The sequence below is a fragment of the Cryobacterium sp. TMT3-29-2 genome (assembly GCF_004564305.1).
Taxonomy (GTDB): Bacteria; Actinomycetota; Actinomycetes; order Actinomycetales; family Microbacteriaceae; genus Cryobacterium; species Cryobacterium sinapicolor.
This window is the reverse complement of record NZ_SOGK01000110.1, coordinates 1-11883: the sequence shown is the minus strand read 5'-3', so window position 1 is coordinate 11883 and position 11883 is coordinate 1. Positions and strand designations below refer to the sequence as shown.

Genomic DNA, 11883 nt, shown 5'->3' with positions numbered 1-11883 from the left:
CCGCCACGTGATCCGCTGCTCCCTCTGGCGACGAAAACACCAACACCGCGCCCAGCAATGCCACTACAAAACCCGCGGCCACACCCCACAAACGCAACTGTAGTACTAGGAGAGCTGCAACGCCTGCGATCCGGAAAGCTACGCCTGCGCTTCGCGGACGAAGCCATCAACCGTTTTGGTGCTCAATCACAGGTCCTCTCGCTTTCCCTCCCGCTCACCAGCCGGAGGGTCGAAGGACGGGCACTCGACACGTTCATTCAAGGTCTGCTCCCCGAACAGCAGGTGCGGACGATGATCGAAAACGAGAACGGCGTCCCACGCAACGACGACTTCGCGTTGCTCCGGGCGATAGGCGCCGAATGCGCCGGCGCCGTCCAGTTCCTCCCACCTGGGACCACCGCGACATCCGGGCACCTCCGTGACCTCAGCGACAGCGAAGTCGACGACATCGTCCGGGGACTACCTACGTTGCACGCACCGGACTCCCTTCCACTCACCGCTTCTCTCGGTGGCGTCCAGGCGAAAGTCCTGCTGACGAAGACCGACCGCGGATGGGCGTGGCCGGCAGCCGGAGCGATGTCCACGCATCTCATCAAACCGGAACCGAACACCAACGTTGTCGTTGAATGGCTGATCGAAGCAGAGCATTGGGCGAGCCGTGTGGCGGACACTGCCGGCCTCCGTGTCGCTCAAACCGAGCTGCAGGATTTCGGTGGCCGCCTGGCGATCGGCGTCAAACGCTACGACCGTGGACCGGATGGACGGCTTCACCAGGAGGATTTCACGCAGGCTCTGGGTCTCGTTGTCCTCGACAAGTACGAACGCTCCGCTGTCCGACCCGGCCGTCTCGAGCGCATCGCGTCGGAGGTGTCGAACCTTGCCCTGCGGCCGACGTTGTTCAAAGAGACGCTCCTCCGCATGGTGACGTTCAACGTCCTGATCGGTAACAGCGACGCACACTCAAAGAACTACTCACTCCTCATCGACGTGAACGGCAACTTCGAGAACGCACCGCTCTACGATGTCGCGCCGAAGCTCCTCCTGAACCGGCGGTTGACGACCGCCGGGCACACGATCGGCGGACAGCCCGACCTTCGCTACGTCACAAGGGCGCATCTGCTGCGTGAAGCGGCGGCCTGGGGGATCAAGGACGGCCGCGCGGCAGCTCTAATCGACGATGTGGCGGCGAGCGTTGCGCGGGCCGCAGGCGTTGTCGCGCCTATCCCCGAACTCAGGCATCTGCCGGAGCTCATCGAACGGCGAGCCAGCCAACTCCGTGACGGTTCGACTCTTCAGCACATGCCTGCGGACCTCGCAAGCTGAGAGGCGCTGTGCGCCCCGTAGAGCGTGTGGGCGTTTAGCGCGTCCACACTTCCACGTCGCATTGGCCCTGACCCCAGCGAGTGGACACCTCACAAGAGAGAATGTTCACTATGGCAAGATCACGTCGGGACTTCACTCCTGAGTACAAAGACGAGGCCCCCAGGATCCTGGCCGACCTGCGCGCGGACGGGGAAATCATCTCCCGCAAAACCGTCGCCACGACCATGAAACGGCTGGGTTTGGTGGGGATTTGCGTGTAGGCGATGCGTCGCTGCACGACACGGCGGAGGACCGGCTCGACGAGCGGATGCTCGGACGCGGCCCGCAGGTGAATTTCGATCGGATCGCGGCCAGCCGCTTCGCTCACCGCGCTGAAGAGGCGGCGCAGGCGCGACTCGGGGTCAGTGTCGCTGTCCAGCCAGACGATGACCGCATCAGTGGTCCGCTTCTCCCAGAGGGCTACGACCGCGGTGATCAGTTCGTCGCGGCTGGCGAAGTGTGAGTAGAAGCTGCCCTTGGTTGCGCCTATCCGAACGGCGAGCGGTTCGACTGCCACGGCGCCGAGTCCACCCTCGGCCAATGCACTGTATGCAGCCTCGGCCCACGCCGTGGAAGAGAGTCGTTGACGGTCGCAACCAGGGGGTGGGCTACCGCAAACACTACGCAACCGTATGGAGAGCAATGCGCAACGTTCAGCAACGAGAGATAGACATGCCAGCAAGAGAGGTCGGCTTGGTGCTCGACACTCTTGCGACCGCGAATGACCGTGCATGGCCCGCCGGATGGTCACCGATCGAGCTTGACGCCGGCCTCAGCGTTGGATCAAAGGGCGGACACGGAGCCATTAAATACAGCGTCGTGGCGTACGAGCCGGGCCGTCGCATCCGCTTGGAGTTCGCTCCCGGTCTCGGAATGAGCGGCTACCACGAGTTTCTGCTAACCACGCTTGGCGACGCCAAATGCCTCGTAACCCACACCAGTCAAGGGCATCTGAGCGGGCAGATGCGGGTGCTCTGGCCGCTGATGATCCGCTGGGTGCACGAGGCGTTAATTCAGGACCTGCTCGACAACCTCGAACGCGGGTCCACCGGGCGGCTGCGCAACGGTCCGGCGCGCTGGTCCCCGTGGGTGCGGTTCCTGCGCTGGCAGCTCAGGGGCATGATGCGTCCGAGCGCCTAGCCAGGCGCAAGTCTCCCGATTACCGCCGTCCACGCCTGCCGGCGGAGGACTGACCCAGCTCGGAACTCTCGTCTCCGTTTGCGACCCCGCTGCCGCTCCGAGGCGGTGGTGGTAGATCTTCGCGAACGACTCGACGGTCGAGTCAGGCCTGCCTTCCTCAGCCCGGACTGCTTTGGTGAGCTGGGTGCGTACATCGGCGCCGTGGACTTCGTGTGCCGCGAGGCCGCTCGCAAGATGCGTCCACGCTTCGTCGCGGACGACCCGGTCGTCGATCTCTGTGTCGAGCACGTCTCGGACTACGGCTTCCATCCGTTTAAGCTGGTTGGGGTCGTAGACACGCACGGGCGCGGCCTCGTGCGCCGGCAGCCGTGTGGACAGGCTGGCTGCGGCGTCCTGGGCTCGTTGAATTTCTTCGGTCGCGGAGTGTTCCGCGCTTTCAGGAGCCAGGACGGCGGTGAGGGCGTCGATGATGTTGGTGCGGAGGTGGTCGGGGGCGTGCGCGTCGACCTCGAGGGTTTCTTCGACGACGGCATACATCCGGTTGGATTCGCGACCGCGGGTCGCGGCGACGTAGAGCTGTTCGCGGGAGGAGGATTGCGGGTCGACGAGGATGTGTGAGGTGTCCACGGTCATGCCTTGGACCCGGTTGATGGTCGCGGCGTAGCCAAGCTCAACGTGGGTGGTCACGTACTCGGAGGGGAGGGTGAGTACTCCCCCGTGCCGGAAGCTTGTCACTTTGAGGTCTCCGCCTTCGGTGTCGATGATGGTCCAGAGGTCGCCTTTGGCGACGAAGTCCTTGCCGTGGTTGGAGCGCAGCTTCCGGTCGTTCTGCCGGGTCACGATCACATCGTTCAGGCCGGCCCTGTTCCCATCGTGCAGCACCGCGCGTGCTTTGAGCGCGGCGACCTCGTCGTTGGTTCCCGCGACCATGATCGAGTGCCGGTTCGCCATGCGATCGGTGGCCCAGGCCACGTAGATCTCTTCCAGCATGCTCTGCCGGATTCCGCCCCGGATTCCGCCCCGGGTTCGGTCGGCGGTCACGTAGAAGTCGAGCGCCGCACTCGCCCCGTCGCGGAGGAGGAGGGACGCTGCGGCTTCGTCGGTGTCGATGAAACGGTGGACCTGGTCGAGGTAGCTGGCGCCCACGCGTTGCTCGATCAAACGCAGGGCTCCCCGGGATTCGACCGCGGCCAGCTGTGCCGGGTCGTCCAGGAGTCGGATGGTTGCCCCGTGTTCCTGGGCGAGGGCGAGGACGTCGGCGAGCAGCGGGGTGGAGGCCATGCCTGCCTCATCGATGAGGAGGACGGTGTTGCTGTCGATGCGGTACTGGTCGGACTCTTGCTGCTCAGGTGACCCGTGGCGGTGAACGTTGACGAGCTTGTGCGCAGTCTCCGCCTCCACCTTGATCTCTTCCGCGGGGACCGTCGACGCCGCCTCGGTCGGCGCCAACGCAAGAACCCGACCGCCGCCGGCTCCGACCGCGCGGGCGAACGCGCGCATGGCCGTGGTCTTGGCCGTTCCGGCCGGGCCAATCCCCACCTCGAGGAGCCGGCCACCGGACGCGAAGCGGCGGGCCAGCTCCACCCGGGATGCATCCAACGGGTACGCGCTGGCCACGTTCAACGTCTCGATCGTGGCGGTGAAAGTGTCAGGGTCGACGGTGAAGCCGGCGACGGTGCGGGCCGCGTCGATGAGGCTGTCTTCGATCGCGAGGATCCGCGTCGACGTGAACCGCTCGGTCCCGTGCACCCGGTACACGGACTCGCCGTCCTGGCGCCGCAGCTGCTCCGGGACCGGGTTCGGCGCCGGGGCGCTGACCGCGATCACGCGAGCCATCACGGCCTGGGCGACCTGGTCGGCGATCTGTTGGGAGTCGGCGCCGGGGTGCACGTTCACGATCTCGCCGATGATCTTGATCGCGGCCAGCCGCCACTCGGCGCGCTGGCGGGACAGGCTCTTCGGGGCGCTCTTGCCCTTACGTGTTTCCAAGGTTGCACGCTGCGCCAGGCTCAGCTACACCGTCTTCGGCGGGCTGTGGCCGTGCTTGGCGACGTACTCCTGGGCGAGGGTTTCGTAGGCGTCTTCAATCGCCGCCCGCCGGGAAGAGAACGAGTTCCGCAGTTCCAGGCTGATGCCTGCTATCTCGCGGACGCTGCGCTTGTTCCGCCCCCGCGTCTCATCGACGAAGCTCACGCCAAGGCGGTCACGGACCTACTGCTCGACTAGGGTGTTGTACCGTTCGGACGCGGCCACACCGAGCGCGTGCAGCACACGACCGTCCAGCGACCGCCACTTCCCGTCCAGGCCCTGAACCTTCGTGGACACGGCCCCATGGGTGTGCAGGTTCGGGTCGCCGGTACGGGAATCACGGTGCTCGAACGCGGTGGCAACGAACCCGTGCGTGTCGACCTGGGCGACACCACCGGCACCGACCCGGGTGACGCCGGCTTCGGTTTCGAGGCAGGCGACCGAGGCCTGCCACGCCGCATTGTGTGCCTCGCGGACCTGCGGGGAGGTGGCTGATCGCCGAGGGCACAGAGCACGGACACGCTCTTCACCGGGGTGAACACCAGGTCATAACCGGCAACAGGTTGCCGGGCTGCCTTGCCCATTTGGGACAGGTGCGTGGCCACTTCCGCGTCCGTGCCGGGTCGCTGCAGCGTGGCCGCGATGCGGGCGGCGGCGATGTTCCATCGTATCAGATCGCGTTCCACCCCGGCCTCGGGGCGGCGCTCGTTCTCCGCTTCGAACACCTGGTAGGCGTCGGCGATGGCGTCGTCCCAGCCGACCTGTTTGGGCTGGATCCGCGGGAACCGGCGCCCCAACCGGGACGCCTGCACAGCATCTTCCGGGGACGCTTCCCCGGCGATGGCAGCCCGGATCGCGGCTTCCGCGTCCGGGTGCAAGCCATCGCCAAACAAGGCCTGCATCCAGAGAGGTCGGCGCCTGGATCGAGGACCGCTACAACCGGCGCCGCCGACACACCTCCCTCGGCCAGGTCAGCCCCGTCGACTTCGAACTGCAATACTCAAGCCAGAACGCGGACTTCGCTAAAGCCGCATAACCCCGTGTCCACTAACCGGGGGCAAGGCCAGACACGGCCTGAGCCAAGTAGCGGTATCCGTCGGCCGACGGATGGAAACCGTCGTCTGCGAAGAAGTTGGCCAGGTCGTCGGGCATCGCGGTCGAGGTCACCCACGTGACAGATGGCAGCGGCGCGCATATTTACTGAGACACCCGATCGAGCCTCGTGGCTTGCTCAGCTAAGTACAGACGCAACGTTGCGGGCAATGAAGGGAATGTTTTGAAGGCCGGAATACCAACGACTGTGACTTCACCAGCGCGGCCGGCGAGGTCATCAACAATGGCGGCGAGGTCATCGCCCCATTGTTCAGGCGTCCGTCCCGCGAGGACGTCGTTCGCCCCAGCGAGTAAGACGGCGCGATCAACGGATTCCTCCACCTGCGGCAGAAGCTTGTAGAGGATTCTGCGAGCAGTCGCGCCATGCTGCCCGAAGACGGTTTATGCAACCGGCCGATCCAAACTAAACGCCAGTTCCTGGGCCAGGGCCGGCGCGAATCCTTCGTCGTGGGTGGCGACGCCGCAGCCCACCGCGGTGGATTCGCCGACTACTGCGATTCGGAAGGGTGCTTGTGCCTCATCTCCCACGACTCCGAAGGTCGGCCCCGACGCCTCAGGAAGCAGTTTCATGTTTGCTCCGGCTTGTCGTTTTTGCAGCATGACTAAGGGCATCAGCAGGGGAATCATCGTCGCCCCTCGCCCCTCGCCCCACGTGCATGTGAATCGTCGGGCGCCGGAATGGTCCAGTACGAACCCGGTGAGGTGCGTTCTTTCCGTATGCCGGAGATGACGCCGGCGCAAACGCGTTCCTTCACCCAAGCGCCGGCCGGACCGGACAGCTGCAGGCTCCTCGGGACGTCATCTCGTCCAACATGTTGTATCAGTCCACTGTGTCGTCCGAGGCTGAGGCATCGGATAAGGAAACCAATGGACACGCCCGTGGGTGGCTTACTGCGAAGGTAAGCCAACGCGGTCAGCGCGGCATGGCCGCCTATGGGAGCCGCGATCGCGCATCCCATGTGCAAACGCTCCCCCGCATTAACTGCCACATTGAGGCAGTCGCCAGCGCCGATGATGTTGGCATACTCCTCATGCTGCGACGTTTCCGTGACGAGCAGCCTTCCAGCTGCGTCCGTGGCGAGGCCACTCTCTTGCGCGAGCGCTGGCACCGTGAACGAGCCAGCCCAAATAGCCAGGTCGTTGCGCACGATTCGCCCGTCTTCGAGTTCCACGGAGTTGACGTGCACACCCGCCTGACCCGCAACGACGCGGCTGAGGTCGCCGATCGGGCCGCAGTCTCCGCCTTGGTCGACCGGTAGACCCTCACGCTGGACGCGGCCGACACCGCAAGATCGACAAGCAGGGCGACGACTATTTGGTGGCCGGGTACATCCAGCCGCGTACGTCGTCGACGTCAACGATCAGGGCTGATCCGCCGCGCTGGGCCAGATCGGGGCGAGCCGCTCGAGGAGCGCCTTGGTGGTCCCCAGCACCGAGCCGCGGCCGCCGCCAACGACCCACTGCGCCATCATCGCGTCGATCGCGCCGAGGTAGGCGCCGGCGATGACGTGCTGCATCGCGGGGGCCAGGCGGCCAGGCTCTCGGCGCACAAGCCCGACGATCCGCTCGACCCACTCCCGGTTAGCAGCTGCCGATGCGGTGACGAGGGCCAGCGACTGATCGATCGCAGTGTAGGCGACCAGCACCTCGGCGATGTGGTCGTCTATGTAACGCGCGACCGCGAGCGCGGCCGCCTCGGCTACGGCGCGGGGCGGCGCGTCGGGCGAGCCCGCGACGACGCCGTCCCAGGCGCTCAGCCATCGCTTTGGCACCTCGAGCACGATGTGGTCTTTGGTCGGGAACCGGCGGTAGACCGTGCGACGCGACACCCCCGCCACCCTGGCGATGTCCTCCATCGTGACGCGGCTGTAGCCGTCTCGTTCAAACATCGCCAACGCGGCGGTCACAATGTCGGCCTTTGTCTTGGCGTGACGACGTTCGCTCAAGTCGACCATGCATCCATTCTAGCCTGGACCTGGCATGCGGTGTCAGGTGGCATCCTGTGCCGGAAGAGCGGCCCAGGTCGCCCTTGAGGCTGCGCCGATCAGACACGTTGTGCCCCCTGGCACGGTGTGCCATGCTAAGGGCATGCCGGACGAAGTCGACCCTGCACCACCGCGGGCGCGGTGGGCATCCACAAGCCGACCCAAACCCAGACGAGACGGAGGCAGGAAGCGTGAGGCCTGCTATCGGACGCCCAAGGCGCCCGGGCTGCCGCCGGGCGAGCGGCTGCTGGACGCAATGCCCTGGTTGTCCGGTGCAGCAGGGTCCCTTTCCACCGGCAGGCACTGGCGGTCCACTCCGCGCTGCGCCTCGTCTCGATTGCACTCGCTCATGGGGCTTCCCGAGACTCTGGAGACGGCTCGCGCTGACGGACGGACCGCCACCGACATCAACACCCGTTAGCTGCATCTATCCACAGGAGCGTCCCGCATGTCCACAACCATCAGCGCCATCAGCGCCACGACCGCAGCGAACTTCACAGGCAACACCCGACGCTGGCCCCTGTGTGCTGACCCCGATGGCGCGCTCCAAGCCGCGCACGTGACTTGATCGTTGGGACAGTTTTTTGCAGCCTGAAGACCCCACCGGAGGAGTTGCGCGCCCGTCGCGACGCCTCGCGGCCCCCGAGGAGCGGCACCGGGTGCTCGACCAGGGCTTCGACCGGCTGGCCCAAGCGGTGCGCTGTATTGGCCCACGCGGCCGTTCTCCCCTGGCTCGACCCGGAGGTGCTCATCAACGGGTTCGGCCCCCTGGGTGCTGCTGGGGGGGTGTGTGATCGTGTTCGTCGAGACCGGCCTCGTGATTCAATTTCGACCAATGGAGACACCGTGACGCTATCCAGAACCCACACCATTATCTATTGCGCAATCGACACGGAAGCAGACGGACGATGAGTACCGCAAAGATCAATAACGTCCACGAGCGCCGTATCGCAGCTGAACCCGAGCGGGTCTGGGATCTCTTGATGGAGATGTCGGGTCGAGATGATAAGTTGTGGCCGCCCGGCGTCCCGGCCCTGCGTTTTGATGGCCCGGTGGCTGAGGGCGCCCTCGGCGGACATGGCCCGATGCGTTACAAGGTGACATCTGTGGACCCCACCGCCGGCAACCTCGTGTTCCGCTTTTGTGAGCCGACCGGGCTGGTGGGGCACCACTCCTTCCACGTGCGAGCCGACGGGGAGACCGGTACCTTGCTGCGGCACGAGGTCGTGGCCACACCACACGGCTGGATGCGGGTGCGATGGCCGCTGATCATCGGGAGGATCCACGACGCAGTGCTTGAAGAGGTGTTGGATCGGGCAGAAGTCGCCACCGGGAATGTGCCGTCCCGGCCACACCAACGTTCCCGCTGGGTGCGGGTGCTATTGGCGTTGGGGGCGCCACGACCCCGTGCTCAGGCGGTGCTTCCGTCCTCGTCAGCTTGCCAATCGCTGACGCGAGTCGACTGGGCGGACGCCTACCGAATGGTCTTGCCGCCGAACGCACCACAGGACCCAGAGGTGTGGCGACAAGTCATGTCCGATCTGAGCAGAAGTAGCCGGCTGCTCCGCCTCCGGATAGCTGGAGGCGACGTGCTGCGACGTTGGACAGGCGCGCCGAACCTCGGCCCTGAAGGTCCGTTCCCGGTGCTGCAAAGCACCTCGAGCGAGGTCCTGGTGGGTCTGGACGACCGTCATTTGAACTTCCGAGCTTCCCTCAGCCTCGTCTCTCAGGCGGACGGTAGGCCACATCTCGTTGTCACCACAGCGGTGATGTTCCACAACGTATGGGGCCGGCGCTACCTAGCCGTGATCAAACCGTTCCACCGCCGACTTGTTCGGAGGGCGATGCACCGGGCCGCCCAACTTGTCACTCCCTCGCCAACCTCCACGCTGGACGGGCATTCTTCCAATCCGGCTCGTGTCGAGGCGCAGGATCGGCCGGCATGAGCAGGATCGACCTGACTAAGGGCCGAGGTGAGTTTGGAAGCATGGTCGTGCGAGCCGAAGTAGGGTCGTTGCCTTGCTGAGCGGACGTGACGGTGCAGGACGCCTCCGTAGCCTGCGATCTCCCCGGGGAGATCGACGTTTCTGGGCGGGACCGAGGTCGACCCCGTGAGGATGTGGATAGCGGGGAGGGCCTGCGCTGACCACCGCGGCGGTAGAAGTCGGCGACTCCGGCATGCTCGGCACCCATCCGCCGCGCAACGCCCGTAGCGGGCAGCGGAATCCGCTGAGCACGAAGGCCGTCGTCTCAGCCAGCACAACGCCCGCTGCGAGTCCGCGCTCCTCCCTGATCGGCATGCGACGATCAGCTAGATCGCATGGCTGGGTTGGCGAGGAACTTCCGACCAAATGTGCTCGTGTGGAGTGGACGGGATGGGACGGTGGGCTTGCCCCGGCTCGCCATGTCGGTCATATTGGACTGACGAGGTCGTTCGTCACGTGTCGCACCGGCGAATCCGCCCAGATACTCCGTCTGCATCGCGCAGCCGAGAGAACCTGCAGCAGTCCGGAGTTTCGGCGCTCCCAGAGGGAGCATGCTGGGGCCGCTCTCCTTGAACCGGAGCCCATGTCAAACAAGGAGCCACCCATGCGGACGATCGGGGAACTGGCCAGCGCCTTTGGAATGCAACCATCGGCGCTGCGCTACTACGAACGACTTGGATTGCTCCACTCGAGCAGACGGTCCGACGGCGGCCGCGTTTACGACTCTGCCGGGGAGCGGCGACTGGCCTTCATCCGGCTCGGCCAACAGGCGGGCCTGTCGCTCGAGGAGATCGAGTCGATGCTGGTTGGGAGCGAAAGCGGTCCGTGGCGTCCCTCGGCTCAGCGCCGACTCGTGTCCATCAAGGAGCAGCTGCTCTCCTTGGAGGAAGCCCAGGACGTTCTCGAGCGGGCGCTGAGCTGCCCAGACGAGCATCCGCTGGAGATGTGTAAGCATGCCCAGCGGAAGGTAGATGCCGTCTTGAGTCACTTGCCGCCTCCAGCGCGAACTCCCAGGCAGATGCCATCGCACCCCGAGGCGGCGAGCAAGGATCGCAGCCAAACGGCGCGAGGCCCGGCGTAGCCACCGCGGTCTTACTGCCTGGGCTGGGGCGACCGCGCGTGTTGCGTCGCCGCTTCCTCGGCGTCGGGCGGATTCGGTGCTTGACTTGAACTGGAGTTCAAGGAGGACCGTGTCCGTTATGACAACCAAAACCAAAGCCGTGGGGTTGGCGCCCCGCCGCCCGCCCAAACCGATTCTGAACGCCTTTTTTCTCCCCCGCGGGATCCTCGGCTACGTGGGCGGTTTCCTGATGAGTCGAGGTGTCGATCAGCAAGGCGAGATCGCCGACCTGATCACGGCCCCCGGCTCTGACCTTTGCGAACTCGGATCAGGCCCCGGCCTTCTGGCCGCGGTCCTCGCGGATCGGCACCCGCATCTGCGCTTGCATCTGGTGGACCCGTCCCCCGTGATGAGGTCTCAGGCAGCACGACGGTGCGCGAGGTTCATCGACGCCGGGCTCGTCAGTGTCAACGACGGCACCGCCGAGAGCCTGCCCCTGGCCGCCGGGTCGTGCGACACTCTCGTCGCGGTCAACTCGATCCTCATGTGGCCGGACCTCGCTGCAGGCCTGGCCGAGATTTCGCGCGTGCTCAGACCCGGCGGGACCCTTGTGCTGTCATGGCACAGCCCTGCCGCACCATCATCGGCCTCGCGACGCCTTGCGCTCACCGTGTACCAAATCGCCGAGATCAGCGCAGCGCTGACAGTGACCTTCAGCGGCGTGCAGCGCATCGACCTGGTCCACTCAGTGGCATGGGTGGCCCGACGTCGTGGCTGAGTCTCAGCGCGCCGGAGGCAGCCTTCCCGTGCGCTAGATGTAACTCCCAAGGAGGTTGTGAANCTAGATGTAACTCCCAAGGAGGTTGTGAACGGCGTGGCTTGAGTTAAATGGGCGAGGACCTCCGGTATCGAAGTGGGTAACCACACTCACTCGATTTCCAGGAGGCCCTCGTGTCCCACGCTAACGCTTTGTTGTCCCCGAAAGGTCGATTGCTGCTCGCCCGCCGCGTCGTTGTCCATGGCTGGAACCTTCGGCGGGCCGCGAAGAGTATGAGTTGCTCGCCGGCGACGGCGAAGAGTATGAGTTGCTCGCCGGCGACGGCGAAGAGTATGAGTTGCTCGCCGGCGACGGCGAAGAAGTGGGCCGACCGGTATCGGGCCGCTGGTGAGGCCGGCATGCGCGACCTGTCGTCACGCCCGCTGACCTCGC

General features: G+C 65.5%; 10 protein-coding genes and 4 pseudogenes. 7 read left to right on the top strand and 7 right to left on the bottom strand.

Going from position 1 to position 11883, the window contains the following annotated elements; translation table 11 throughout:
• Together E3O67_RS12495 and E3O67_RS17870 are read left to right on the top strand one after the other, a co-directional pair.
• On the top strand, window positions 1–1323 hold a 1323-nt coding region (locus E3O67_RS12495), incomplete at its 5' end, for a type II toxin-antitoxin system HipA family toxin (RefSeq protein ID WP_135102833.1).
• A gap of 101 nt (window positions 1324–1424) precedes the next feature.
• A complete protein-coding gene (locus tag E3O67_RS17870; RefSeq protein WP_370260469.1) occupies window positions 1425–1583 on the top strand; it encodes an IS3 family transposase in 159 nt (52 codons plus the stop codon).
• A 215-nt stretch (window positions 1584–1798) separates the two neighbouring features.
• Here E3O67_RS17870 and E3O67_RS17865 read toward each other — a convergent pair.
• From E3O67_RS17865 to E3O67_RS12470, 6 genes and pseudogenes are all read right to left on the bottom strand, one after another.
• Window positions 1799–2095: pseudogene (locus tag E3O67_RS17865) on the bottom strand (helix-turn-helix domain-containing protein); the annotation flags it as partial.
• A gap of 275 nt (window positions 2096–2370) precedes the next feature.
• Window positions 2371–4491, bottom strand: coding sequence for an ATP-dependent RecD-like DNA helicase (locus E3O67_RS12485; RefSeq protein WP_135102831.1), 2121 nt, complete (start codon window positions 4489–4491; stop codon window positions 2371–2373).
• Between the two features lie 24 nt (window positions 4492–4515).
• Window positions 4516–5040, bottom strand: a pseudogene (mobF, locus tag E3O67_RS17640) (MobF family relaxase).
• Window positions 5040–5432: pseudogene (locus E3O67_RS17860) on the bottom strand (hypothetical protein); the annotation flags it as partial. The pseudogenes mobF and E3O67_RS17860, both read right to left, overlap by 1 nt.
• A gap of 295 nt (window positions 5433–5727) precedes the next feature.
• Window positions 5728–6006: pseudogene (locus tag E3O67_RS17855) on the bottom strand (GDSL-type esterase/lipase family protein); the annotation flags it as partial.
• 18 nt (window positions 6007–6024) lie between these two features.
• Window positions 6025–6270 carry a hypothetical protein gene (locus E3O67_RS12470; RefSeq protein WP_134431379.1) on the bottom strand — a complete coding sequence of 82 codons (246 nt, stop codon included), beginning with the start codon at window positions 6268–6270 and terminating at the stop codon, window positions 6025–6027.
• Window positions 6271–6734: 464 nt separating this feature from the next.
• On the opposite strand from E3O67_RS12470, the gene E3O67_RS17005 reads away from it, so the two are divergent.
• The gene (locus E3O67_RS17005; protein WP_167726618.1) at window positions 6735–6902 is read left to right on the top strand and encodes a hypothetical protein; all 168 of its coding nucleotides are present in this window, start codon (window positions 6735–6737) and stop codon (window positions 6900–6902) included.
• 102 nt (window positions 6903–7004) lie between these two features.
• Here E3O67_RS17005 and E3O67_RS12465 read toward each other — a convergent pair whose 3' ends face one another.
• Complete coding sequence (locus E3O67_RS12465) at window positions 7005–7598, bottom strand: TetR/AcrR family transcriptional regulator (protein ID WP_134431382.1); 594 nt, start codon at window positions 7596–7598, stop codon at window positions 7005–7007.
• A 938-nt stretch (window positions 7599–8536) separates the two neighbouring features.
• Here E3O67_RS12465 and E3O67_RS12460 point away from each other — a divergent pair.
• From E3O67_RS12460 to E3O67_RS12445, 4 genes are all read left to right on the top strand, one after another.
• The gene (locus E3O67_RS12460; protein WP_134431385.1) at window positions 8537–9574 is read left to right on the top strand and encodes a DUF2867 domain-containing protein; all 1038 of its coding nucleotides are present in this window, start codon (window positions 8537–8539) and stop codon (window positions 9572–9574) included.
• Window positions 9575–10217: 643 nt separating this feature from the next.
• The gene (locus E3O67_RS17000) at window positions 10218–10694 is read left to right on the top strand and encodes a MerR family transcriptional regulator (protein WP_166787016.1); all 477 of its coding nucleotides are present in this window, start codon (window positions 10218–10220) and stop codon (window positions 10692–10694) included.
• 118 nt (window positions 10695–10812) lie between these two features.
• Window positions 10813–11451 (top strand): class I SAM-dependent methyltransferase, encoded by a 639-nt coding sequence (locus tag E3O67_RS12450; RefSeq protein ID WP_134431391.1) that lies wholly within the window; start codon window positions 10813–10815, stop codon window positions 11449–11451.
• Window positions 11452–11624: 173 nt separating this feature from the next.
• On the top strand, window positions 11625–11883 hold a 259-nt coding region (locus tag E3O67_RS12445), incomplete at its 3' end, for a leucine zipper domain-containing protein (protein WP_255575871.1).

Excerpts from the sequence above, each read along its gene's own strand:
- E3O67_RS17870 (WP_370260469.1), top strand. The coding sequence starts at position 1,425 with ATGTTCACTATGGCAAGATCACGTCGGGACTTCACTCCTGAGTACAAA.
- E3O67_RS12470 (WP_134431379.1), bottom strand. The coding sequence starts at position 6,270 with ATGATTCCCCTGCTGATGCCCTTAGTCATGCTGCAAAAACGACAAGCC.
- E3O67_RS12465 (WP_134431382.1), bottom strand. The coding sequence starts at position 7,598 with ATGGTCGACTTGAGCGAACGTCGTCACGCCAAGACAAAGGCCGACATT.
- E3O67_RS12460 (WP_134431385.1), top strand. The coding sequence starts at position 8,537 with ATGAGTACCGCAAAGATCAATAACGTCCACGAGCGCCGTATCGCAGCT.
- E3O67_RS17000 (WP_166787016.1), top strand. The coding sequence starts at position 10,218 with ATGCGGACGATCGGGGAACTGGCCAGCGCCTTTGGAATGCAACCATCG.
- E3O67_RS12450 (WP_134431391.1), top strand. The coding sequence starts at position 10,813 with ATGACAACCAAAACCAAAGCCGTGGGGTTGGCGCCCCGCCGCCCGCCC.